The sequence below is a fragment of the Pseudomonas sp. JZ114 genome, from assembly GCF_051027705.1.
Classification (GTDB): Bacteria; Pseudomonadota; Gammaproteobacteria; order Pseudomonadales; family Pseudomonadaceae; genus Chryseomonas; species Chryseomonas luteola.
Genome location: NZ_CP069256.1, coordinates 2,119,145 through 2,144,156 on the forward strand (window position 1 = coordinate 2,119,145; position 25,012 = coordinate 2,144,156).

The 25,012-nt window shown below is 55.3% G+C and carries 20 protein-coding genes; 5 read left to right on the forward strand and 15 right to left on the reverse strand.

Annotated features, from left to right (window positions below):
- Positions 1-30: 30 nt before the first annotated feature.
- Complete coding sequence (locus JQR90_RS09885; protein ID WP_010798298.1) at positions 31-1,452, reverse strand: amino acid permease; 1,422 nt, start codon at positions 1,450-1,452, stop codon at positions 31-33.
- Positions 1,453-1,900: 448 nt separating this feature from the next.
- Positions 1,901-4,123: an ATP-binding protein gene (locus JQR90_RS09890; protein WP_010798299.1), complete on the reverse strand. Its 2,223-nt coding sequence runs from the start codon at positions 4,121-4,123 to the stop codon at positions 1,901-1,903.
- Positions 4,124-4,298: 175 nt separating this feature from the next.
- Here JQR90_RS09890 and JQR90_RS09895 point away from each other — a divergent pair, with 175 nt between their 5' ends.
- Entirely contained in the window at positions 4,299-5,360 is a 1,062-nt protein-coding gene (locus JQR90_RS09895; RefSeq protein WP_010798300.1) for an ArsO family NAD(P)H-dependent flavin-containing monooxygenase, read from the forward strand.
- Here JQR90_RS09895 and arsH read toward each other — a convergent pair.
- The 4 genes from arsH to JQR90_RS09915 are packed head-to-tail and all read right to left on the reverse strand — an operon-like array spanning position 5,345 to position 8,223.
- Positions 5,345-6,031 (reverse strand): arsenical resistance protein ArsH, encoded by a 687-nt coding sequence (arsH, locus tag JQR90_RS09900; protein ID WP_037030931.1) that lies wholly within the window; start codon positions 6,029-6,031, stop codon positions 5,345-5,347. The two genes, JQR90_RS09895 and arsH, sit on opposite strands and share 16 nt — an antisense overlap.
- A gap of 38 nt (positions 6,032-6,069) precedes the next feature.
- A complete protein-coding gene (locus JQR90_RS09905; RefSeq protein WP_010798302.1) occupies positions 6,070-6,537 on the reverse strand; it encodes an arsenate reductase ArsC in 468 nt (155 codons plus the stop codon).
- Positions 6,538-6,552: 15 nt separating this feature from the next.
- Positions 6,553-7,836: an arsenic transporter gene (locus tag JQR90_RS09910; RefSeq protein WP_010798303.1), complete on the reverse strand. Its 1,284-nt coding sequence runs from the start codon at positions 7,834-7,836 to the stop codon at positions 6,553-6,555.
- Positions 7,837-7,866: 30 nt separating this feature from the next.
- Entirely contained in the window at positions 7,867-8,223 is a 357-nt protein-coding gene (locus JQR90_RS09915; protein WP_010798304.1) for a metalloregulator ArsR/SmtB family transcription factor, read from the reverse strand.
- Positions 8,224-8,372: 149 nt separating this feature from the next.
- Between JQR90_RS09915 and JQR90_RS09920 the strand changes: the two genes are divergently transcribed.
- Complete coding sequence (locus JQR90_RS09920) at positions 8,373-8,987, forward strand: cyclodeaminase/cyclohydrolase family protein (RefSeq protein WP_434139971.1); 615 nt, start codon at positions 8,373-8,375, stop codon at positions 8,985-8,987.
- An 83-nt stretch (positions 8,988-9,070) separates the two neighbouring features.
- Here the strand turns inward: JQR90_RS09920 and JQR90_RS09925 are convergent, their stop codons facing one another.
- The gene (locus tag JQR90_RS09925; protein ID WP_010798306.1) at positions 9,071-9,385 is read right to left on the reverse strand and encodes a hypothetical protein; all 315 of its coding nucleotides are present in this window, start codon (positions 9,383-9,385) and stop codon (positions 9,071-9,073) included.
- Positions 9,386-10,030: 645 nt separating this feature from the next.
- Here JQR90_RS09925 and JQR90_RS09930 point away from each other — a divergent pair.
- Positions 10,031-10,501 (forward strand): Hsp20 family protein, encoded by a 471-nt coding sequence (locus tag JQR90_RS09930; protein ID WP_010798307.1) that lies wholly within the window; start codon positions 10,031-10,033, stop codon positions 10,499-10,501.
- 472 nt (positions 10,502-10,973) lie between these two features.
- On the opposite strand, the gene JQR90_RS09935 is transcribed toward JQR90_RS09930, so the two are convergent.
- Genes JQR90_RS09935 through JQR90_RS09960 form a run of 6 tightly spaced genes read right to left on the reverse strand, consistent with a single transcriptional unit; the run spans position 10,974 to position 17,828 of the window.
- Positions 10,974-11,867, reverse strand: a complete 894-nt coding sequence (locus tag JQR90_RS09935; protein WP_037030240.1) for a hydroxymethylglutaryl-CoA lyase — start codon at positions 11,865-11,867, stop codon at positions 10,974-10,976.
- Positions 11,854-13,764, reverse strand: coding sequence for an acetyl/propionyl/methylcrotonyl-CoA carboxylase subunit alpha (locus JQR90_RS09940; RefSeq protein WP_409440443.1), 1,911 nt, complete (start codon positions 13,762-13,764; stop codon positions 11,854-11,856). Before JQR90_RS09940 ends, JQR90_RS09935 begins: the two co-directional genes overlap by 14 nt.
- Complete coding sequence (locus JQR90_RS09945; RefSeq protein WP_010798310.1) at positions 13,761-14,561, reverse strand: enoyl-CoA hydratase-related protein; 801 nt, start codon at positions 14,559-14,561, stop codon at positions 13,761-13,763. Before JQR90_RS09945 ends, JQR90_RS09940 begins: the two co-directional genes overlap by 4 nt.
- A gap of 11 nt (positions 14,562-14,572) precedes the next feature.
- Entirely contained in the window at positions 14,573-16,180 is a 1,608-nt protein-coding gene (locus tag JQR90_RS09950; protein ID WP_073449726.1) for a carboxyl transferase domain-containing protein, read from the reverse strand.
- 53 nt (positions 16,181-16,233) lie between these two features.
- Positions 16,234-17,397, reverse strand: a complete 1,164-nt coding sequence (locus JQR90_RS09955; RefSeq protein WP_010798312.1) for an isovaleryl-CoA dehydrogenase — start codon at positions 17,395-17,397, stop codon at positions 16,234-16,236.
- 44 nt (positions 17,398-17,441) lie between these two features.
- Positions 17,442-17,828, reverse strand: coding sequence for a MerR family transcriptional regulator (locus tag JQR90_RS09960; RefSeq protein ID WP_010798313.1), 387 nt, complete (start codon positions 17,826-17,828; stop codon positions 17,442-17,444).
- 243 nt (positions 17,829-18,071) lie between these two features.
- Between JQR90_RS09960 and JQR90_RS09965 the strand changes: the two genes are divergently transcribed.
- On the forward strand, positions 18,072-19,754 hold the full coding sequence (locus JQR90_RS09965; RefSeq protein ID WP_010798314.1) for an AMP-binding protein: 1,683 nt from the start codon (positions 18,072-18,074) through the stop codon (positions 19,752-19,754).
- Between the two features lie 46 nt (positions 19,755-19,800).
- Here JQR90_RS09965 and JQR90_RS09970 read toward each other — a convergent pair whose 3' ends face one another.
- Together JQR90_RS09970 and JQR90_RS09975 are read right to left on the reverse strand one after the other, a co-directional pair.
- Positions 19,801-20,220 (reverse strand): hypothetical protein, encoded by a 420-nt coding sequence (locus JQR90_RS09970; RefSeq protein WP_434139972.1) that lies wholly within the window; start codon positions 20,218-20,220, stop codon positions 19,801-19,803.
- Between the two features lie 136 nt (positions 20,221-20,356).
- Entirely contained in the window at positions 20,357-23,932 is a 3,576-nt protein-coding gene (locus JQR90_RS09975) for an indolepyruvate ferredoxin oxidoreductase family protein (protein ID WP_286790684.1), read from the reverse strand.
- Positions 23,933-24,062: 130 nt separating this feature from the next.
- On the opposite strand from JQR90_RS09975, the gene JQR90_RS09980 reads away from it, so the two are divergent.
- Positions 24,063-24,974 (forward strand): LysR family transcriptional regulator, encoded by a 912-nt coding sequence (locus JQR90_RS09980; protein WP_010798317.1) that lies wholly within the window; start codon positions 24,063-24,065, stop codon positions 24,972-24,974.
- The last annotated feature ends 38 nt before the right edge of the window (positions 24,975-25,012 follow it).

Below are 25,012 nucleotides of genomic sequence, written 5' to 3' on the forward strand. Positions count from 1 at the left end.
CCTGGACCCTTACGGGTCCAGGTGTCTGGCTTAGTCAGCCGAAGTGGCTGCCAGCGAAGGTTCTGCGGCGTTGGCGTCCGGCTTACGCTTGAGGCGATAGCACGCCACCATGATGACCAGCCATACCGGAATGGCGTAGACCGAGATATTGATGCCGGGAATCAACAGCATGGTGCCCAGGATGAAGACTACAAACGCTAGGCACAGGTAGTTCCCATAGGGATACCAGAACGCCTTGAACGCCGTGCTGACACCCTGGCGCTTCATCTGCGCACGAAACTTCAGATGCGCCAGGCTGATCATCGCCCAGTTGATTACCAGCGTTGCCACTACCAGCGACATCAGGAGCTCAAGCGCCTGCTGCGGCATCAGATAATTGACAACTACCGCCAGGAAGGTAATAGCGGCCGAGAACAGAAGGGCACTTACCGGTACGCCGCGAGCATCGACCTTGGCCAGGAAACGAGGCGCATCGCCTTGCTCAGCCAGACCCAACAGCATGCGTCCGTTACAGTAGCAACCACTGTTGTAGACGGACAACGCTGCGGTCAGTACGACAAAGTTCAGGATGTGGGCCGCTGCATCACTGCCAATCAGAGAGAAGATCTGGACAAAGGGGCTACCGCTGTACGCATCGCCGGAGGCAGTCAGCGTCTGTACCAGCGAATCCCAGGGCTTGAGTGAAAGCAGAATGATCAGGGCGCCGACATAAAAGATCAGGATACGGTAGATTACTTGGTTGATGGCTTTGGGGATGACTTTCTTGGGCTCCGAGGCTTCGGCGGCGGTAAAGCCCAGCATTTCCAGGCCACCAAACGAGAACATGATGATGGCCATGGACATGACCAATCCCTGAATGCCGTGGGGGAAGAAGCCGCCATGCGACCACAGGTTGCTGACAGAAGCCTGTGGGTCACTGCCACCGATAAGCAGGTAAGTTCCCAGCAGGATCATGCCGATGATGGCAACCACTTTGATGATTGCAAACCAGAACTCGGCCTCGCCGAACAGTTTCACATTGGCCAGGTTAATGGCATTGACCAGCAGGAAAAAGAAGGCGGCGCTGGCCCAAGTGGGTATCTCCGGCCACCAGTAATGAATGTACTTGCCAACCGCCGTCAGCTCGGACATGCCTACCAGGATATAGAGAACCCAGCAGTTCCAGCCTGACAGAAAGCCGGCAAAGCCTCCCCAGTATCGATGAGCGAAGTGGCTGAACGAGCCGGCTACAGGTTCCTCGACAATCATTTCGCCCAGTTGGCGCATGATGAGAAAGGCAATAAATCCAGCCAGGGCATAGCCCAGGATCATGGAAGGGCCGGCCGACTGCATGACGCCTGCCGAGCCAAGAAACAAACCAGTACCAATAGCGCCACCCAGGGCTATCAATTGGATATGGCGATTTTTCAGGCCACGTTTGAGTGTACCCGATTGGGTGTTACGACCAACCATTTAAACGTCCTCACGCAAGGTGTTGTTATTGTGCGGTGTGAAGCGTGTCTATGCGAAGGCCAAACTAGGTAAAAATGTCGCAGGTACTCCGCCTTTTATCGGTTGAAGCACTCTTTTGATGAGTACACCTGTGATAGGTAAGGTTAATCGAGGCGGTTTTAGAGCTAGAAAGCAGGCAGTCTACGTTCAGGATCATGCGTCACCTTTTATTGTTGTATGTGACGGAGCGGACGTACCGGAGAAGCGGTAATGGAATGTCCTTTCCAGTAGGCCTATATGAGCCGAAGCCAGCACAAGTAACAACCCCGGCCTGAAGGACCCGGGCTGTTGCTGTGGGATAAAGTGTCACGTTTTTCTGACAGCCGTGCCAACATCCACGGTTTGCAAGGCTTGCTGTAAAGGTTTCTTGACGAGCAGATCACTAGTAGTGGACTAACGCCTCAGTCAATCAAGCGGCCAGGGGCAGCGTGAAATGAAAGGTGCTGCCTTGTCCGGGATCGCTCACGACCCAAATTCTACCTCCATGCGCTTCCACAATTCCCTTGCTAATGAATAGGCCCAGCCCGGTTCCCGTTGGGTTGCCTGCCTTGACGTGCCAGTAACGATCAAAGATGTGCTCCAATTCGTCATCGGAAATGCCTATGCCGCTGTCTTTGATGGAGAAGCAGGCGTGGCTACCCTCACGCGTCACGGATATTTCGATACTGCCACCAGCAGGCGTGAACTTGATACCGTTACTGATCAGATTCGATAGCACCTGAAAGAGCCGCTCGGCATCGGCATTCAGGATCACGTCGTCTTCTACATGAATCTTGAGCTGAATGGATTTGGTTTCGGCGAGCGACTGCAAGAGTTGCACCGCCTGGTGGACCAGACTGGAAGCATCATGGGGCTGAGGTGAAATCTGAAAGCGGCCCGATTCAATCTTGGACAGGTCCAACAGGTCGCCAATCATGCTATTCATGCGTGTAGCGACCGTTTGAATGATATTGATCGCCGACAGCAAGCGCTTGGATGATTCACGTTGATCGCCCACGATCATCCGCTGCATAAGGCCTGCCTGCATGGTCACAATCGTCATGGGATTACGCAGGTCATGGGAGACTACTGCCACAATCTCGTCACGGGCACGTACGGCCTCGCGTTCGCGGGCGACCTGAAGGGCCAGATCAATTTCTATCGCTGAGCGGCGCAAGTCCTTGACGGCATAAATATCTCCAGGAAGCCAGCGCTTGGAGCGTCCACGTACCTGTTCTCGCCAAACGGCAAAGCTGCGCCGCGGATGAGGACGCAGCTGACCGGTCTCTGGGTCCGCTTCTAAGGGTTTATTCGGATTACCGCTCCATTTGAGGGTTTTGACCAGCTCTGGTCTGAACCACAGCACCATATTGGTGACTGGCTTGGGCAGGGTAATAGCCATAAGGCCGCTACCCAGGTGCGCATAGGCAGAGGCATCAGCCAGCTCATTGGGCAGACAGCGCGTATGGAAAATCCCGCTCTCGCCAAGTTGCAATTCAGCCCATTGGGCAAGCGCCCTGATTTCAGCATCACTTGGGCAATCCCCCACAGCCAATACGCGCTGATCGACCAAAATGGCAGCGCCACTGGCATCCGCAAGCGCCAGAAGATCGTCCCCTTTGTACATCAGCCCGATCAACGCCTCATCTTCAGCCGAATGCATGGCTTCCACCAGGCGAGAAAGGTATTCCTGCTTGGCTTCACGCTGCTGTTGGGCATCCCGCTCTTGGAGCGCATTGATCTGGAGCGACGTTAACTCGCCAATTGCCTGGCAAGCGGCACGAATTCGGTAGGGAAGGTAATGGGGCTCCCTATGACCGCAGCTGATCAGGCCCCATAAGGAATCGCCCTGCATAAGCGATACACTCATTGACGCCCGCAAGCCTTGATAGCCAATGTATTCCCGATGCAGCGGCGAAACACTGCGCAGGATTGCACAACTAAGGTCTACCGGCTGGCCTGTCTCGCTTCTGAATGGCGGAAGCAGGGGGGCCGGCTCATAGCGAGCATCGGGAATCAGGCGAATCCAGTTATGCTCATAGAGCTTACGGGCCTGGGCCGGTATATCAGAGGCAGGAAACCGAAGCTCGAGATAGGGATCTACCTCAGGATCTCGTGCCTCTGCCACCACTTGGCCGTCACCTTCGTTATCGAATCGGTAGACCACAACGCGGTCGAAGCCTGTCAGGGCTCTGACCTCCTCGACTACCACTTGCTGCAAATCCGCCAACGTGCGTACTTTTTGCAGGCGACGCAACGCGCGTGAATTCAGAACGCCGTCAGAAGGCGAAGTGGGTTGAGCACGCTCCAGTTCGAGAAAGATCAAGCCATCATGTTGATGCAGCAGACCCTCGTATTCGTGGCCCCCGACCGTCAATAACAGCGGATTGACCTCGTCGAAATGGGGCTGCCGGAGCGCTTGCTCGACCTGCGACAGCGCTTGAGCATTCAGGATCTTTGCAAGAGGCTGTCCAAGTACCGCATCCGCTTTGCAGTCCAAAAGCGTAGGGAGGTTGGCGCTGATGTGCTGAACGCGAGTATCGGCTTCTCTAAAAGCAATCAGATACCCATGAGGCTGAATAGCGCCTGGAATATGAATAGGCTCGCTCTCACAGCGTATGGGGTCGGCTTCGCGTTGATCGTGGCCAGTCATGCCGAATGTAAACTCCTTCTAATCCAGAGCTGTGCAGTCAATAACTGCCACTTCGTCTGTTATAGATGTGACTGCATTTGGCCTTGATCGTTTGATCAAGGTGTCGAAGCGGTAGGCACCCCTAGGGTGCATGAACGGTCAGAAACTACTGAGAGTGGCAGGGTGGAGCAGGGTTATGCAGCAGATTGACGTGGTTGTGGTAGGAGGAGGGCAGTCCGCGCTGGCAGTTGCCTATTTCCTGCGCCGTACGTCACGTTCATTCGTGTTGCTGGATGCAGAGCAGCATCCAGGTGGTGCCTGGCAACACGGGTGGGATTCGTTGTATCTTTTCTCACCGGCCAGCTCCAGCTCCATTCCTGGTTGGCCCATGCCTCCTACCCACGAAGAAACGCCTTCGCGTGACCATGTCCTGGATTATCTGACCCGGTATGAGCAGCGTTACGGGTTTCCCATCAGGCGTCCTGTCTGGGTAGAGAGCATTGAGTCACGCCCGGACGGCTTGCTGGTCAAGGCTGGCGCAGAGGCATGGCTAGCCCAGGCGGTAGTCAGCGCAACCGGAACCTGGCGACATCCCTACACACCTCGTTATCCGTGCCAAACACTGTTCAGCGGACAGCAGATTCATTCGGCACAGTATGTCAATGCCGAGCCTTTTATGGACAAAAGCGTATTGATTGTCGGAGGGGGCAATTCAGGGGCTCAGATCCTGGCTGAAGTATCCAGGGTGGCAGAGGCTCATTGGATTACCCTGGCGGATCCACAATTTCTACCGGACGATGTGGATGGATATGTCTTGTTCGAGCGAGCAACCGAGCGCTGGAGGGCGCAGCAGGAAGGCCGCGTCTGGGATGAGCCCGCGGGTGGGCTGGGCGATATTGTCATGGTTCCCAGCGTGAAGGAGGCAAGGACACGAAGCGTATTACGGGCCGTGCGGCCATTCGAGCGCTTTACTGAGAGCGGCGTAGTCTGGTCCGACGGACATGAAATTGCAGTAGACGCGGTAATCTGGTGCACGGGCTTCAGGCCTGCGTTGACGCATCTGGAAGCGCTGGGGCTAGTCGAGCCGGATGGACGCGTTCAGGTTAACCGCACTCGTTCGGTCAAGGAGCCCCGTGTGTGGCTCGTGGGCTACGGTGAGTGGACCGGTATGGCATCAGCAACGCTGGTAGGCGTCACCCGAACGGCACGGAGCACCGTTCAGGAGATTGAAGTCTATCTCGATCAGAGGGAGCGTTGATTGACGCGCCGGGACAGTGCCTCGGCAGATTCCTTGCGTTCCGAGTAACGATCTACCAGATACGTCTGGCGCCCACGGAGCAGGAGCGTGAACTTCATCAGTTCTTCCATGACGTCCACCAGGCGATCGTAATAGGGCGAAGGTTTCATTCGTCCTGCCTCATCGAATTCCAGAAACGCCTTGGGTACCGAGGACTGATTTGGAATCGTGAACATCCGCATCCAACGACCTAAAACACGCAGCTGATTCACGACATTGAAGGACTGCGAGCCTCCGCAGACCTGCAGAACAGCGAGGGTCTTGCCTTGGGTAGGGCGAACCGCACCCATGGCCAGCGGAACCCAGTCGATTTGTGCTTTGAAAACGGCGCTCATGGAGCCGTGTCGCTCAGGTGAGCACCATACCTGACCTTCTGACCATTGCATCAATTCCCGCAGCTCAATGACTTTCTCATGGGTATCGGGGGCATCGTCAGGCAAGGGGAGACCTGAAGGGTCAAAAATTTGGACGTCGGCGCCAAAATGTTCGAGCAGAAGAGCAGCTTCCTGTGTCAGGAGTCGGCTGAAGGAGCGCTCTCGGTTCGATCCATAAAGCAACAGGATCCTGGGCTTATGGGGCAGGGGCTGCTGACTATCCAGGCGCTCGACAGCGGGAATGTCGATCAGGGACATATCGAGATTCGGCAGGTTATCCAAGTGAAGCCTCCCGGTCAGTTGCCAAGCGCATTAACTGCGGAGCGGAGTTCGTCCCGATTCAACCGATCAAATGGTAGGGCAAGGAATGCCTGCACGCGCTGCTCGATGACCCTTAGCGTTTTCTCGAAGGCTTGCTGAATATCCGCTTCGCTGGCCTCCAGTGCAGAGGGATCCTCCAGCCCCCAATGAGCCTTGAGTGCATGACCAAAATAGACCGGGCAGGCTTCGCCAGCTGCCCGGTCGCAGACGGTAATAACCACATCAGGCGGAGCGTCAGCAAACACGTCGGAAGACTTGCTATAAAGTCCCTCCGTTGTAATACCAGCCCTTTTTAGAGCATGTAAAGTCAATGGACTGACCTCCCCGCTAGGATGGCTACCAGCGCTAACCGCCTCGAATCCATCAGGAGCCAGATGATTGAACATTGCCTCCGATAGAATGCTTCTACAACGGTTATGGGTACACATGAACAGTACTTTCATAAAACCTCCTGGCGCTTACAGACTTAAACGCAGAGCGAGCGCAGCAAGCGTCGCGAGCAAAACGGGCAGGGTAAGCACGATACCTACCTTGAAGTAGTAACCCCAGGTAATCGTAATGTCCTTGCGTGCAAGAACATGTAGCCAGAGCAGCGTGGCCAGACTCCCGATAGGGGTGATCTTCGGGCCCAGGTCGCTGCCAATAACGTTGGCGTAAATCATGGCCTGCTGGACCACACCGCTGGTTTCACTGTCATGAATGGAAAGCGCTCCAATGAGAACCGTAGGCAGGTTGTTCATGATGGACGACAAAAAAGCGGTTAGCAGGCCGGTTCCGACTGCAGCGCCCCATACACCGTAATGAGCGCAATATTTCAACGCCTGCGTCACGTAGTCTGTCAGGCCCGCATTGCGTAGCCCGTATACCACCAGATACATCCCAAGGGAAAAGACGACAATTTGCCAGGGAGCGTCCTTGAGCACCTTCTGGGTGCTGATCACATGACCTCGCGCCGCAATTACGAATAGCAGCAGGGCACAGGCCGCAGAAATAACGCTGATAGGTACACCCATCGGCTCAATGATGAAGAAGCCAATGAGCAAAAGGCCCAGCACCCACCAGCCAGCAATGAACGTTGCACGGTCGCGTATGGCTTCACGGGGGGCCTTGATCTGGGCCAAGTCGTAGTGCTGAGGAATTTCACGGCGGAAAAACCAGAGCAGCATAATCAGCGTGGCCAGAATGCTCACGATATTCACGGGTGCCATGATGGCGGCATATTCGCCAAAGCTGATGCCGAAATAATCCGCCGAAACGATGTTTACCAAGTTGGATACCACGAGCGGCAGGCTGGCTGTATCGGCAATAAAACCGGCCGCCATGACGAATGCCAGCGTGGCGGCTGGAGAAAAGCGCAAGGCCATTAGCATGGCGATGACAATAGGAGTGAGGATCAGCGCCGCACCGTCATTGGCGAACAGGGCAGAAACCGCAGCCCCCAGCAGGATAATGAACGCGAACAGCCTGCGTCCGTTGCCGCCACCCCAGCGGGCGACATGCAATGCGGCCCATTCGAAAAAGCCTGCCTCATCCAGTAGCAGGCTGATGACGATAATGGCGATAAAGGTGGCAGTAGCATTCCATACGATATGCCATACGACCGGAATGTCTCCCAGGCTTACGACACCTGTCAGAAGTGCTAGAACGGCTCCTAGGGATGCGCTCCAGCCCACGCCTAACCCTTTGGGCTGCCAGATGACCAGAACGATCGTTATCAGAAAGATCAGAGATGCAATCAGCATGCATGAAACTCGATGGAAGGTTGACGTTGGTTAACAGCAAAGCGCCTTACGCTCGGGACGGTTACCCATTTTGTGCAGGCGGTCCATGTCTACCGCGAGCCACGCTGGATTGGCTTCCAGCGTGCTCCGAAGGACAGCCTGAATCCACCCGGGCAAGGTTGGGTGAATCCGGTAATACACCCATTGGCCCTGGCGACGATCCGCTAGCAGTCCACATTGGCGCAGGTGTGCCAGATGGCGAGAAATCTTTGGTTGGATTTCATCCAGAGCGCTGGCGAGTTCACATACACATAGCTCTTCCTCTTGAAGGATCAGCAATGTCATGCGTGCACGGGTCTCGTCGGCGAGGCATTTAAACAGGAGTGAAGGCGTCAGGGATTGGGACATATGGCTTCCTTCAATAAGGGAGGCACTATAATTAATATATGAAAATTCGTATATATGCACATCCATATAATCTGTTAACACTTACGTTGGAAACGTATTTGCTTGCTGGCCGCTCTGATAAGAACAGACAAAGAGTGCAGGTGTGAATCATGAGCAGTATCTGGAGCATGACGCTGGCAGCCTTTCGTGATGCAACGGCTGCCAACAGCCCGACACCCAGCTGTGGGGCAGCAGCGGTCGTCTCGGCCACGATGGGAAGTGCGTTGATACTCATGGCGCTGCGGATCAGCGAATCCAAATCGGCTGCTCCTGGTCGGAGCGAGCTGATCAAGCGCGTCGAGCAGCAGATGGCGAAGCTTGGTACCTACGCCGACGCAGATGTAAGAGCGTTTGAGCGATACATGGATGCGGCTCGACTACCGGAGCATTCCTCAATCCAGGCAGAAGAACGTGAGCAGGAGGTACAAGATGCCGTGGTCGAGGCCACGCAGGTCCCGTTGGAAACAGCAGAAACCTGTCTCGAACTGCTTCGTCTGGCGGAAGAAGGCGTTTCGTTTACATCCGAGAATGTGCTGAGCGACATACTGTCTGGGAGTCTGTTATTGCAGGGTGGGTTATCGGCGGTACTGCTCAATGTAGATGCAGATGCAAAGATGCTGGAGAAGGGCAAGATGCGGGAGCAGGCAGTTACAAAACGGCAATGGCTTGAGCAGCAGGCAGACCTGTATCTACAGTCCATTAGGAAGGCAGTCTGTACCCGCTAGACACTTTTCTACGGATGTGACTAACCATTTGGCCTGAATAAGCCAAATGGTTCTATCGTACCTGTACGGTGTTGCAGTACGGGTTAAGTTGCTTTTTCGATAGCTAGGGCCAGCAGATCCTTGGGTTCCAGGTCACGTCCCAATACATCAATCACGCCCGGCGTAAAGCTGGCCGTGATTTTTTTGGGATTGGACTTCCAGCCCTGAAGAATCATCAATGTCGCCTTCTGGCCATTTTTATGGATGACTCGTAAAGAGGCACGTGATAATTGAGTCAAAAGTGCCTCAATTTCGCTAATCTCATCAGTATCGTGCGGGATAATGATCAGTTCGTTGCGTTTGCGATCATCAAAAAAGATTTCTTCGGTGCGGCGCAGGGCGTTGTTGTATTTAGCCATGAAAGGTATCTCGAAATCGGTAGGGAGACGGGAGCAAAGGCTCTGAACCAGTCTCAATATTGCTGGAGCTCCATCAGCTACGACCGGCCATGAGAACGGTGAACTGTTCAGCCTGAGCCTCGCCTGAGAAAAATTTCAGGCGATCTGAAACGAGATTTTCCAGCCGCTATAGCGTTTGCATACTACGCACAGGCAGTTTGCAAACGGTTTCCAATTTAATGGGGCAACCGTTACGAGCACTTACTCGACAACAACGGCGAGATTTGGCGGGGATCAAAAATTTCATAGCTGAATCAACTTCTTACCTTCAGCATGAATACTGCGTTGCTCAAACCCGTCCATCTCACGTGCTTGAAAGGGTAGCGTTCATAGCGTTAGAAAAGTGAGACGCATGTCTCGTTATTGCATTTTGCTGTCTTCTGATCGTCATAAAGTCGACGCCAATACGAAAGAAGTTGCACCGATACGCAGCGAAGCCGTATTCATCTACCGACTCCTGCACACATCGGCTGATACTAGGTGAAGATTTACCGTTCGTCGGGCGTGCTACTTGAAAAAAGCGAGCGGGTTCCTATATGGAATTCTGCAGGGCGCCGAAGCCGGGCCCTGCGTTGAAACTTGCTGATGACTCAGGAGATTCCCTATATGAACACTGCATTCTCTCTTGCTCCCTTGTTCCGCCATTCCGTTGGATTCGACCGCTTCAATGACCTGTTCGAATCCGCATTGCGCAACGAGTCGGGCAGCTCCTATCCACCCTATAACGTGGAAAAGCATGGCGACGATCGCTATCGCATCGTGATCGCGGCTGCCGGCCTTGCCGAAGACGACCTTGAGCTCGAAGTGGAGCGGGGCGTGTTGACCGTGAAGAGCGGCCGCCGTGAGAAGAGCGCCGACAGCGTGACCTACTTGCACCAGGGCATCGCCCAGCGTGCGTTCAAGCTGTCCTTCCGCCTGGCTGACCACATTGAGGTGAAGGGCGCGAGCTTGAAGAATGGCCTGCTCAACATCGATCTGCTGCGTGAAGTACCGGAAGAGGCCAAGCCCAAGCGCATCGCCATCAACGGCCAGTTGAGTGCCGATGAAAAGCCTGCGCTGGAAGGCCAGATTGCCTAAGTACAGCAGGCATCAAACAGTAGAAAAAGGGGCGCCATGTGCGTCCCTTTTTGTAGTGCCTAAGTAATACCAGCCCCTTTATAGGCTTTTCAAACACCTCCATAAAAGCAACAAGTCATCAGGAAAAACCGCTACGTTAAGAAGCTGGCTTCATACAAACGTAGCTTTCATGCCAGGAGAAGAGGGGCATTACCAGCCGTAGAAATGAATCGCTGTCTAACCAAATATTTTTCCAGTGCTCCAGCTTCATCTTTTCCTTCCAGATCAGCGGAGCGGGGCATTCGCGTCGGCATCGCAATCAGCGTTTCGAGCAGTAATCGAACGGTAGGAAATACGCCCAATGTATCCAGACCTCTAGCATTGCTCCATGATGTTGATGCTTACCTCATGAAGCATGATCGGTAAAAGTGGGTACGTTGCATATGAACCGTTACGAGTACCTATAAAGTCTCGTAACGGTAGGGGAGGAGCGCTATTTAAAAGCCTTGGCGACTCGAGAGCCTGTATCGCGGCCTAGGACCTCACAGATTCGCTGACCTGCGGCAATCAGCCGAGAAAGATCTACTCCAGTCTGGATACCAAGGCCGTTGAGCATGTAGAGCACGTCCTCTGTGGCCACATTACCGCTTGCACCAGTTGCATAGGGACAGCCTCCCAGGCCGGCAACAGAGCTATCGACCACAGAGACACCCTCCAGCAGGGCAGCATAGATATTGGCCAATGCCTGGCCATAAGTGTCGTGGAAATGCACAGCCAGTCGATCACACGGAATCTCTTGGGAGAGCTTACCTATGAGCGTTCGTACAGCGCCCGGTGTACCAATCCCTATCGTGTCACCCAATGAAATTTCACGGCACCCCATATCAATCAGTTCACGTGCAACTGATAAGACTTGATCAGGCGTAATGTCGCCCTCATAAGGACACCCCAGTACGCAGGAAACATACCCACGGACGCTAATCCCATGCTGCCGTGCAGCCTCCATTACAGGTTTAAACCGCTGCAGGCTCTCATTGATAGAGCAGTTGATATTACGTTGAGAAAAGCTCTCGGATGCTGCTGCAAAGATGGCTATTTCTTTCACACCTACATTCAAGGCAGCTTCGAAACCCATCATGTTAGGCGTCAAAGCACTATAGGTAATACCAGCCCTTTTAGAGATCTTCAAAAATAGATCAGAACTCCCTGCCATCTGCGGCACCCACTTAGGAGAAACAAAACTACCCACTTCAATGTAATCAAGGCCAGTATCAGTCAGATCATTTACCAGCCGTACCTTGTCCTCCAGGCTAATCGGCTGTGTTTCATTCTGAAGGCCATCTCGTGGGCCTACCTCAACAAGACGAACACGCTCAGGCAGCATCATCAGCCTCCATTTCAACCAAGGTTGAACCCTCGCTGACCATGTCACCCTCATGGTAAAGGATGGCCTTGAGCATGCCTGGAGTCTGGGCCCGGATGGTATGTTCCATCTTCATGGCTTCCAGAACCACTAGAGGAGCGCCGGCTTCAACACGCTGACCTGGTTCTACCAGTATCCGCACAATGCTGCCATTCATAGGAGCGGTAAGCCCGCCTGAGTGAACCGTTTTATTGGTTGCGGCCTGTATGGGATCGAAGCGGGTAAGGGTGTGGGTTTCGCCTCGCCAATTCAGATAGAGGTTGTCGTCGCGGCGCTGCGCCTTGACCTTTCGATCTTTTCCATCCCAGACAACACGCTGTTTTTCTTCATTGCATATCAGCGTTACTGCCTGCCGATTCGGCAAGCCTGCTCGCCATCCGGGCAACGATGCCCAGGGAGCGCTGGGGTCATCAGCCATTGCTACCGGCGGCTCACTGCCTAGCCAGCCTTGAACAGCTGCTTGCCAGAAATCATTGTCATGCTCTGCAGGGGCTGGCAGTAATTCATTCCGATACCGATGAATGAAATCTGTATCCAGTTCAGCACGCGCGAAGGCGGGGTGAGCCAAAACGCGCTTGAGAAAGGCCAGGTTGGTTCGCAGCCCGCCTACCTGGGTATGCTCCAGCATGGCGAGCAGACGTTGTCTGGCTTCTTCGCGGTTCTCGCCCCAAGCGATGATCTTGGCCAGCATGGGATCGTAAAAGGGCGATACTGTATCACCCTCGGTTACACCGCTATCGATGCGGCGACCTGGACCACTGGCGGGTTCTTGATAGAGATGCAAGGTACCGGTAGCGGGCAGGAAATCATTGCCAGGATCTTCTGCATACACGCGTACCTCAATAGCATGCCCTTCAAGCGGGACCTGATCCTGAGTGATGGGCAGGGCTTCACCTCGGGCGATGCGAATCTGCCAAGCAACAAGATCCAGTCCGGTGATAGCCTCTGTCACAGGATGCTCTACCTGTAAGCGCGTGTTCATCTCCATAAAGAAGAATTCGCCACGGTCGTCCAACAGAAACTCGACGGTACCGGCACCGACATAGCCGATCGCCTGTGCAGCCCGTACGGCAGCCTCTCCCATGGCTTTACGCAATGCAGGAGAAAGTCCGGGGGCAGGGGCTTCTTCTATGACTTTCTGATGGCGACGCTGAATCGAACAGTCGCGTTCGTTCAGATACAAACAATGACCGTGCTGATCGGCAAAGACTTGTATTTCGACATGTCGAGGCTTGAGCACGTATTTTTCAACCAGCATGCGGGCGTCGCCAAAGGCAGATTGAGCTTCACGCTGCGCCGAGGCCAGGGCATCAGCCAGATCGGCCTCTCGCTCAACGATTTTCATGCCCTTGCCACCACCGCCGGCAGCCGCTTTCAGCAGAACGGGATAGCCGATCTGCTCGGCGGCCTGTCTGAATGTTTCTAGCGTCTGGTCCTCACCATGATAGCCGGGAACCAGGGGCACGCCGGCGGTTTCCATCAGGGCCTTGGCGGCAGACTTGCTACCCATCGCCTCAATTGCGGAGGCGGGAGGGCCAAGAAAGAGCAGGCCTGCTTTTTCAATAGCCTGGGCAAAGGCTGCATTTTCGGAAAGAAAGCCATACCCCGGATGGATGGCCTGGGCACCGCTGTGCTTGGCCGCTGCAATAATCTTGTTGATACACAGATAGCTTTCGCCCGGTTTACTACCACCCAGGTTAACAGCCAGGTCTGCTTCGCGAACATGGCGGGCTGTAATGTCGATCTCGCTGTGCACGGCGACCGTTCGGATGCCCAGCGATTGGGCGGTACGCATGATACGACAGGCAATCTCGCCGCGATTGGCGATCAGGAGAGTGTCGAGAGGCTTTAACATGCTCATACGGAGGACTCCTGCCAGCTAGGCATACGTTTTTCAAGGAAGGCGCCTAGTCCTTCCTGTGCTTCTGGGCTTACCCGCAGTGATGCAATGAAGTGCTGGGTATAACCTTTCAATGCATCATCCAGGTTTGCAGCCGTACCCACTTGGTGCAGCAAGCTCTTGCAGGCTTTAAGGGCTGCGGGGCTGTTGAGGAGCAGATTGTTTTTCCACTCATTGACGGCGGCTTCCAGCTGGTCAGCCGGGTAGGTTTCATCCAGTAGCCCCAAGGCTTGCGCACGACCACTGGAAAAGCGCTCGGCTGTTAAGGCATAGCGGCGCGTGGCTCGCTCGCCAATAGCCCGGACGACATAAGGGCTGATCACTGCCGGAGCCAGACCGATGCGGACTTCAGAAAGACAGAACACAGCATCCTGCGAACCGATGGCCATGTCGCAACAGGCAATCAATCCAAGCGCTCCACCAAAGGCCGCTCCCTGCACGACCGCCAACGTAGGTTGGGGTAGGGCATGAAGTGTTTCCATTAAAAGACTCAGTCGTTGTGCATCGTCATGGTTTTCCTTGAGGCTCAAGGTGGCCGATGCCTGCATCCAGGCAAGGTCTGCTCCTGCGGAAAACTGCCGTCCCTGTCCACGCAGAATCAGAAACCGGATGGCCTCATTAGAACCAATTGCTTCCAACGCGTGAATGAGCTCGGCAATCACCTCGGCATTGAACGCATTGTTTTTTTCCGGGCGGTTCAGCCACAAGGTGGCAACGCCGCGGCTGTCGATGTCAAGTTGCAAGGTCTGGTAAGTCATCGCGGGATTCCTTACATGCGGAACACGCCAAAGCGGGTCGGCTCAATAGGTGCGTTTAAAGAAGCGGAGATAGCCAGAGCTAGTACTTCACGCGTCTGGGCAGGGTCGATCACGCCGTCATCCCATAAACGGGCACTGGAGTAGTAGGGGTGACCCTGACGGTCGTACTGCTCAAGGATCGGCTCTTTGATGGCCGCTTCCTCTTCCAGGCTGAGTGCTCCGCCTGTCCGCTCGGTCTGTTCCCGCTTGACCTGCACCAGTACACCGGCTGCCTGTTCACCGCCCATTACCGCGATACGGGCGTTAGGCCACATCCAGAGGAAGCGGGGGTCATAGGCTCGGCCGCACATGCCGTAATTGCCCGCGCCAAAGCTGCCGCCAATGATCACGGTAAACTTGGGGACTTGTGCGCAGGCGACAGCGGTCACAAGCTTGGCCCCATGCTTGGCAATGCCGCCTGCTTCATATTTCTGACCAACCATGAAGCCCGTGATGTTTTGAAGAAACACCAGCGGAATACCTCGCTGACAGGCCAACTCGATGAAGTGCGCACCTTTTTGCGCCGCCTCGGCAAACAGGATGCCGTTATTGGCCAGAATTGCTACGGGGTAGCCATGTAAATGCGCAAAACCGCAAACCAGAGTAGGCCCGAACAGCGCCTTGAACTCGTCGATTTCGCTACCATCAACCAGACGCGCAATCACTTCGCGAACGTCGTAGGGCTGTTTGGCATCTGCCGGGATAACGCCATAAAGCTCATCGGGTGAGTATTTAGGTGCTACAGGGGAGCGCATCTGCACCTGACCCTGTTTGCGCCAGTTCAAATGGCCAATACAGCGACGCGCCAGGGCAAGGGCATGCTCATCATTCTCGGCGTAGTAATCCGCCACGCCGGACACCTTGCAATGTACATCAGCGCCACCCAGTTCCTCAGCGGTCACCACCTCACCGGTAGCGGCTTTGACCAGGGGCGGACCGGCCAGAAAGATGGTGGCCTGGTTGCGAACCATGATGGTTTCGTCCGCCATGGCGGGCACATAGGCGCCACCGGCAGTACAAGAACCCATCACTACCGCAATCTGCGGAATGCCTTGGGCGCTCATGGTTGCCTGGTTGAAGAAAATTCGTCCAAAATGCTCGCGATCAGGAAAGACCTCATCCTGTCGGGGCAGGTTGGCACCGCCAGAATCCACAAGGTAGATGCACGGCAGTCGGTTCTCTTTGGCAATGGCCTGGGCACGCAGGTGCTTTTTGACGGTAAGGGGGTAATACGTCCCTCCCTTGACCGTCGCATCGTTGGCAATGATCATGCACTCCACACCCTCGACTCGGCCAATGCCGGCTACCACGCCAGCCGCCGGTACGTCCTCGCCATAAACCTCATGAGCGGCAAGTTGGGCAACCTCCAGGAAAGGCGAGTTGAGGTCGAGCAGGTGATCAATGCGGTCTCGTACCAGCAGTTTGCCGCGTGAGGTGTGACGCTCCTGCGCCTTGGGTCCGCCGCCTTGCTGGATGTGGGCAAGCAGCGCGTGCAGGTTCGCCACCTGTGCCTGCATGGCGTCTTGATTGCGGATAAAGTCAGGCGAGCGGGGGTCGAGCTGACTGGTTAGAACGGTCATGGCGGATCTCGCTTCAGCGTTGTTATTGGAATGTCCGCAGGATAAAAAGCGGGTTACATCGTTTCCTTGAACAACTCGCGCCCGATCAACATGCGCCGGATCTCGCTGGTCCCCGCACCGATTTCGTACAGCTTGGCATCGCGTAGAAGGCGGCCGGTTGGGAATTCGTTGATATAGCCATTGCCGCCCAGAATCTGGATGGCATCCAACGCCATCTGGGTTGCTCGCTCAGCCGTATAGAGAATGACGCCCGCGGCATCTTTGCGCGTGGTTTCTCCTCGATCACAGGCTTGGGTAACGGCATACAGGTACGCGCGGCTGGCATTGAGCTGGGTATACATGTCCGCCACCTTTCCTTGGATCAACTGGAACTCGCCAATGCTCTGGCCAAACTGTTTGCGGTCGTGAATGTAGGGGACAATGACATCCATGCAGGCCTGCATGATGCCGACAGGTCCGCCAGAGAGTACGACACGTTCGTAATCCAGCCCACTCATGAGTACCTTTACGCCGCCGTTCAGGGCGCCAAGGATGTTTTCTTCCGGCACCTCGACGCCATCGAAAAAGAGTTGGCAGGTATTGGAGCCTCGCATGCCCAGCTTGTCGAACTTGTTGCTGCGGCTGAAGCCTTTCCAGTCACGTTCAACGATGAATGCTGTGATGCCGTGTGGTCCTTTATCCAGGTCAGTCTTGGCATAGATCACATAGGTATTGGCATCTGGTCCATTGGTAATCCAGGTTTTAGTGCCGTTGAGGATGTAGCGGTCACCCTGTTTCTCTGCACGCAGTTTCATGGAAACCACGTCAGAACCGGCATTCGGCTCGCTCATGGCCAGGGCGCCGACATGCTCACCTGATACTAGCTTGGGCAGATATCTGGCTTTCTGCTCAGGCGTCCCATTACGGTGGATTTGATTGACGCACAGGTTCGAATGCGCACCATAGGAGAGGGCGATAGAGGCCGAGCCTCGGCTGATTTCTTCCATGGCCACTACATGAGCCAGATACCCCAATGTCGAGCCGCCGTACTCTTCATCCACTGTGATACCCAGGAGACCCATGTCGCCAAATTTGCGCCAAAGGTCATGGGGAAACGTGTTCTCACGGTCAACGGCTTCTGCGCGGGGTGCGATTTCCGCTCTGACAAAGCTTTGCACCTGCTCGCGCAGCATGTCGATGGTTTCGCCGAGGCCAAAGTTGAGCGAGGGGTATGTCATGGGGTCACCTGTGATTGTTTTTGTCTGGTGGAAGCAAAAGGGGATCAAGCCGTTGCGTTAGCCATCTCCAGCGCCGCACGACAGCGTTCTTCAGCCGTGTCTAGTTCGAGCTGCATCTGTTGAATATCCAGCAGCTGCTGTGCAAGCTGCTCGCGACGTTCCGCAATCTTGGTCAGCATGCTATTGAGCTGCTTCTGGTTACCTGAACTCGGGTCATACAATTCGATTAATTCCCGGCACTCCGCCAGTGAAAACCCGATTCGCTTACCCCGCAGAATCAACTTGAGCGTGACGCGATCCTTGGCCGAGTAGATGCGCTCCTGACCACGTCGCTCGGGCGTAAGCATGCCTTGCTCCTCATAGAAGCGAATGGTTCGGGTTGTAATGTCCAGCTCTCGGGCTAGATCGGAAATGCTGTAACTCGCCGTCATATGTAAACTCAACTGGATTACCTTTACGTTAACGTAAAGCTGGTCAGCGAAGCTGTCAACTCGCTTCGGTAACGTCTAGATGCAAATACCTCGCAAGCATGCCAGACACCTCTTCAGAAATTTGGCTGTGCTGGTTGGATACAACGACTTGCCATGCCTTTTACGTTAACGTAAAGATAACTAGGCTTTAGCGGTAGCCACATGAGTCAGCAGCTCCCACAACAATGACAAGAAGGGAAAGCCATGAACCAACCGAGCTATACCCAGGGCCGTCAAGACAAGCCCTTACTGGCCATGACGATTGGAGAGGCCTTTGATCTTACGGTAGCCCGTTACCCTGAGCGCGAAGCGCTAATTGTTCGTCACCAGAATGTACGGCTGACCTGGCAGGTGTTGGCCGAGGAGGTAGAGCGTTGCGCCAGGGCCTTGGTAGCATTGGGTGTAGAGCAGGGGGACCGACTGGGTATCTGGGCACCAAACTGCATGGAATGGTGCGTCACGCAGTTTGCCAGCGCTAGAATCGGGGCCATTCTGGTCAATATCAACCCGGCATATCGGGTAGGTGAGCTGGAGTATGTGCTGAAGCAATCCGGCTGCCGTTGGCTGGTGTGCGCGCATATCTTCAAGACGTGCGACTACCACGCCATGTTGAACGAGCTTCTCCCTGATATTGAAAGCCAGCCCCCAGGGCGGCTGCGCTGTGTAAACCTTCCGGGTCTGCACGGCATAATCACGCTGGGCGAAACGGCACCTGCCGGTTTCCTGCGTTGGAGTGATCTTTCCAATTTCGCCAAGCAAACGAGCACGGCTGATGTGCATGAGCGCAGCGCGCTACTTCAGTTCGATGACCCTATCAATATCCAGTACACCTCAGGCACCACAGGCTTTCCCAAGGGAGCCACTCTGAGTCATTACAACATTCTCAATAACGGCTACATGGTGGGAGAAAGCCTTGGGCTGACCGAGCGGGATCGTCTGGTCATTCCCGTACCGCTGTATCACTGCTTCGGTATGGTCATGGGTAATCTAGGTTGCCTGACCCACGGTTCCACCATGATCTATCCAGCGCCATCTTTTGAGCCGTTGGCAACATTGAGAGCTGTCTCGGAAGAGCAGGCCACCGTGCTCTATGGCGTTCCCACCATGTTTATCGCCGAACTTGATCATCCCGAACGTGTGCGTTGCGACTTGTCCTCCCTGCGCAGCGGCATCATGGCAGGATCGACATGCCCGATCGAAGTGATGCGCCGAGTCATAACCGAGATGCACATGAGCGAAGTGCAGATTGCCTATGGCATGACCGAGACCAGTCCGGTCTCTCTTCAGACTGGCCCGGACGATGAACTGGAGCGCCGCGTTACCACCGTGGGCCGCAGTCAGCCCCATTTGGAAAGCAAGATCATCGATGAGCAGGGCCGCATCGTTCCTCGTGGGCAGATAGGCGAGTTATGTACACGCGGCTACAGCGTGATGCTGGGCTATTGGGAAAACCCAAAGGCCACATCCGACGTGCTGGACGGTGCCCGCTGGATGCATACGGGCGACCTTGCCTGCATGGACGAGCAGGGCTATGTGCAGATCGTAGGCCGCAGCAAGGACATGATCATTCGGGGTGGTGAAAACGTCTATCCACGTGAAATCGAAGAGTTCCTATTCCGTCACCCGTCAGTGGCAGATGTTCAGGTGATTGGCATTCCTGACGACAAGTACGGTGAGGAGATCGTCGCCTGGGTCAAACTGCATGACGGGCACTACCCACAGGAGGAGGTGCTTCGCGAGTTCTGCAAGGCCCACATCGCACACTTCAAGGTGCCGAAACATGTTCGCTTCGTAGACGAGTTTCCCATGACCGTAACGGGCAAGATTCAGAAATTTCGCATGCGGGAAATCATGATCGAGGAGCTGACGCAGCGAAAGGCGTCGTAGTGCGTACCGCTCCCGCTGGTCATGATGTCAGCGGGAGCGGGGGGAATTATTTGTATTTGCTCTCAATCTTGCGCTTTTCCAGCGCGTACTGGGTTATGTCAATTTGACCCAGCTGAAGCTGGCTATCAAGCGTGTCCAGGTCCTTGTCACGCTCAGCATCAAGCTTAGCCTTGGTGGCCTGATAGTTGATGACCTTGGCTGCATCGTAACCGCCAACCGGGTCCCAGATGATGGAAAGAGGCCAGAGCAGAAGATTCACGACGCCAAAGCCGTATTCTCTGGTATAGAAAGAACCTCCTCCGGGAAGAAGGCCAAGGCCTGCTGCAAGACCAGGGCTCTTTTCTTGAACGACCAGACCGCGGGCTTCGTACCGGTCGAGTTCTGACTTCTGAAAACTGTTCAAGCCAGAGGCACATCCATTTAATAATACGGCCATTCCGATAGCCGCAACTGCTTTACGATACATCACTAATCCTTTCGGGCATCCTTGATTCGCACCATGCGAATTGTGATTAGGTTAACATTTTGCCGTGCCGTTGATAAAGCTACCTCCTGCATTGGGATACGAGCGGCTCATTCCTGCAACCGCTCGATTCAACACCTTACAGCTGGGTAGTACGAATGCGCTGCAGGGTCTCCTGTACCTCAGCGGCAGCGTCTACAAACGAGGCTTGTTGCCTCAAGCGGGCCAGCAGTTCGGCACGCTTGCGTTCGGTAGTAGCCAGATAACGCTCCTGCACCGGGCCGAACCCCCGAATGTCCAGCGGTAACTTGGCAAGCTCAACTGCAACGGAATAATTGTCAGGCGTCAGACGCTGCAGGATTTCATCCAGGTTGGCTTCGTATTCCCTGAGCGTCTTCAACTCTCGCTTGCGGTCTTCAGTGCGGGCAAAGGGGTCCAGCCAGGTATTGCGGATACCTTTCAGGCGCGCCAGCATGCTGAAGCCTTTCATCATCCAGGGTCCGAACTGCTGCTTCTTCGGACCCTCACCAGCCTTGGATTTATTGAAGATAGGCGGAGCCAAATGGAAGTTGAGCGTGTAGTCGCCTTCAAACATCGAAGCAATCTTGCGTTGGAAGTCGCCATCGGTGTACAGACGCGCCACCTCGTACTCATCCTTGATAGCCAGGACCTTGTAATAGGCACGGGCAACCGCCTCGCTCAATTCACCAGGCTGTCCCATCAGGACTGTGTCAGCTGCCTTGATCTTTTCAAGACGCGCAAGGTAGCGCTCGGCATAGGCGGTGTTCTGGTACGCCGTCAGATCATCCACACGCCGCAGAATCACTTCTTCAAGGGTTTTGGATAACTGGTGAGACGCGGTAACAACGGAGCCTTCCTTGACCTTCTGCTCAACCCGCGCCTGGTCAACGGCAGTTCGACGGCCCCAGATGAAGGCTTTTTTGTTCAGCTCGACGGCAGCGCCATTCATTTCGATCGCCTGGAATAGCGAGTCCTGGCTAACCGGCAGCCAACCTTTCTGATAGGCCACTCCCATCAAAAAGGTATTGGTTGCAATCGAATCCCCCATCAGCGCAGTGGCGATACGGCTGGCATTGAGGAAAAAGGCACGATCCGTTCCTACGGCTTCGGCGATCTGAGCGGCCATGTCCGTAGACTGGAATTGAGGATCAGGATGGGTGTGAACATCGCCACTGTTTGCCTGATGGGCAAAGGTGCGAACAAAGTGGCTGGTTACGCTTTCCTGGCTGTTGACGAGCGCATGGGTGACGCCCTGGCGAAGCTTATCAAGCGTCTCGGCATTGGCACTGACGATGAGATCGCCACCTAACAACAGGTTGGTTTCACCTTCGGCAATGTGGGGTGCAAAGAGCTGCTCCTGCCGCTCGGCGATACGGACATGGGTCCACACTGCGCCACCTTTCTGCGCCAACCCAGCCATGTCCAGCGTCAGCACTCCCTTGCTTTCAAGATAAGCCGCCATGCTCAGCAGGGCACCGATCGTGACGACTCCTGTACCGCCCACACCGGTTACCAGAATGCTGTAAGGCTCACTGACCGAGGCCAGTACAGGCTCAGGCAGATCCCAGCTATCGGAAGGGTCTTCCGCCAGCGCCTTGGCCTTGCGCAGCTTTCCGCCTTCCACCGTGACAAAGCTCGGGCAGAAACCTGAAAGACAGCTGAAATCCTTGTTGCAAGCGGATTGGTCGATCTCGCGCTTGCGTCCGAACTCAGTCTCGACCGAAGCCACGGACATGCAATTGGACTTGCTGCTGCAATCACCGCAGTTTTCACACACGGCCTCGTTGATCACAACGCGACGAGCGGGATCAGGATAGGCACCACGCTTGCGGCGACGCCGCTTCTCGGCGGCACAGGTTTGGTCGTAGATAATGACGGATGCGCCCGGGTGCTCTCGCAGTTCACGCTGCACAGCGTCCAGCTCGTCACGGTGTTTGACCGGTACATTCTCGGCAAGCCCTTTGACTGGCTTGTATTTGTCCGGGTCATCCGTGACGACCACGATGCGCTTGATACCTTCAGCACGTAGCTGTTGTGAAATCTGCGGCACGGTCAAGGTACCGTCTACCGGCTGACCACCTGTCATGGCCACGGCATCGTTGTAAAGAATCTTGTAGGTAATTGGTACCTTCGCGGCGACCGATGCGCGAATGGCTAGAAGCCCTGAGTGGAAATAGGTCCCATCGCCCAGGTTCGCAAACACATGCTTTGTCTGGGTAAACGGCGCCTGTCCTACCCAGGCAACACCTTCACCACCCATCTGGCTGAATGTCTGGGTATGCTCAGGGTAGATCCAGGTTGCCATGTAGTGACAACCGATCCCGGCCAGTGCGCGACTGCCTTCCGGGAGCTGAGTAGAAGTGTTGTGTGGACAGCCAGGGCAGTAATGGGGCATCCGCGCCATCTTGGTGACCAGTCCGCCTTTAGCCGCCAACTGAGCATCCAACACCGCCAGGCGCATCTGCAGCAGGCCATTGGATTGGCGTTGCAGGATGCGCTTGACCACTGCACGGGCAATCTGCGCCGGAGTCAGGTCACTGGTGGCCGGGAGCAGCCAGTCCGTATGGGGCAGGGACCATTCGCCCTTGTCGTCAAACTTGCCTACGATGCGTGGACGAACATCCTCGCGCCAGTTGTATAGCTCCTCCTTGAGTTGGTATTCGATCAACTGGCGTTTTTCTTCCACCACGATAATTTCTTCCAGCCCATCGGCAAAATGCCGGACGCCTTCGGCTTCCAGGGGCCAGACCATGCCCACCTTGTACACGCGCAAGCCGATCTGCCGGGCCATGTCTTCGTCGATACCCAGAATCTTCAGGGCTTGGCAGACTTCCAGATACGATTTGCCTGACGTGATGATACCGATGCGGGCATTGGGAGAATCATGGGTGATGCGGTCGAGCCTGTTGGCCCGCGCATAGGCGAGGGCGGCATAGAGCTTATGCTCCAGCAAGCGCTTCTCTTGCACCAGTGGCGGATCGGGCCAGCGGATGTTGAGACCATCCGCCGGGAGCTCATAGGTAGGCACCTTGGGCTGTACACGAAGCGGGTCGACATCGACCACCGCGCCACTTTCCACGGTTTCCGAAATGGCTTTCATGGCCACCCAACAGCCTGAATAGCGGGACATGGCCCAGCCATGCAAACCAAAATCGAGGTATTCCTGCACCCCGGAGGGAGACAATACCGGCATCATCACGGCCTTGAAGATGTGCTCGGTCTGATGAGGCAGGGTGGAAGAACGAGCGCCATGGTCGTCACCAGCGATAACCAGCACGCCGCCAAAGCGTGAAGAGCCTGCAGCGTTAGCGTGGCGAAAGACATCGCCACAGCGGTCAACGCCTGGGCCTTTGCCATACCACATGCCAAACACGCCGTCGTATTGCGCACCCTGGAAGAGGTTGACCTGCTGTGATCCCCAGACGGCCGTAGCGGCCAGGTCTTCGTTCAGGCCGGGCTGAAAGACAACGTGATGCTGTTTGAGATGGCTCTGAGCCTTCCATAAAGCCTGGTCCAGGCCGCCCAGTGGCGAGCCACGGTAGCCCGAGATGAACCCAGCAGTATTCAAACCTGCTGCAAGATCACGTTGCCGTTGCATCAAGGGTAGGCGAACGAGCGCCTGGATACCGGTTAGCAGGATACGCCCGCTTTCCAACGTGTACTTTTCATCCAACGTCTTGTTGGCTGCACTCATTCGCTATTCCTCGATTTATTGTTTTTGTCATCAGGATCGGGGCGAGCGAAGCCCCATTTGCTTTTGAGTGTAGGAAGGGGTACAGGTAACGTAAAATTCTAAAAACCGCACTCAGGTATTCGAAAATCAGATGGCCAGCTCCAAAGATATTTCGATGCGTCAACTACGCTACTTTGTGGCGGCTGCCACCACGGGCCGTTTCTCCCAGGCGGCATTGGATGTCCATGTTTCCCAGTCCGCGATTACCTCAGCAGTGGCTCAACTGGAGGAAAATCTGGGGGTCAATCTGTTTGAGCGACAGCCCTACGGGGTTGCTCTGACAGCAGAAGGGCACCGGTTCCTGCAGCATGCCCGGCACATTCTCGATACGCTGAACGATGCACTCAAGGAACCCCTATTCTTGAGTCATACCCAGGAGGGAGTGGTGCGCGTAGGAGCCACCTACGCAGTGCTGGGGTATTTTCTGCCCAGCCTGCTGGCTCGCTTCAAGCGCAGCTATCCACAGGTGGATATTGATCTAGTGGACATGGATCGGCCCAGCATCGAGCAGGCTGTTCTGGAAGGGCGCCTGGATCTTGGCCTGATCATTGTGTCCAACAGCGAGGCCATTGACCGTTTCGAGCATTATGTTCTGATCCGATCACGCCGCCAGCTCTGGCTGGCCAGTCACCACCCGCTGATGACCAAACCCGACATTACCCTCAAGGATGTGGCCGAGCATGCTTACATCCTCGGGACGGTCGAAGAGGGCGAAGCCTCGACCCAGCGCTATTGGCACGCCCGCGGTCTGGAACCAAAGGTCGCGTTTCGAACGTCCTCCATGGAGTCTGTACGTGGCCTGGTTGCCCATGGATTTGGCGTGACTATCCTATCGGACATGGTGTTTCGTACCTGGTCGCTTGAAGGCAAGAAGATCGAGGTACGCCCGCTCAATGATGCCGTTCCGCCTATGGAGCTCGGGCTGATCTGGAAGCCGGATACCGAACTGCCGACAGCGGCAGAAGCCTTTCGACAATTTCTCATTCAAGCCTGCGGAATGTAGAAGCAGCTTTTGCTGAGTGGTCAAGTTGTCGTATAACC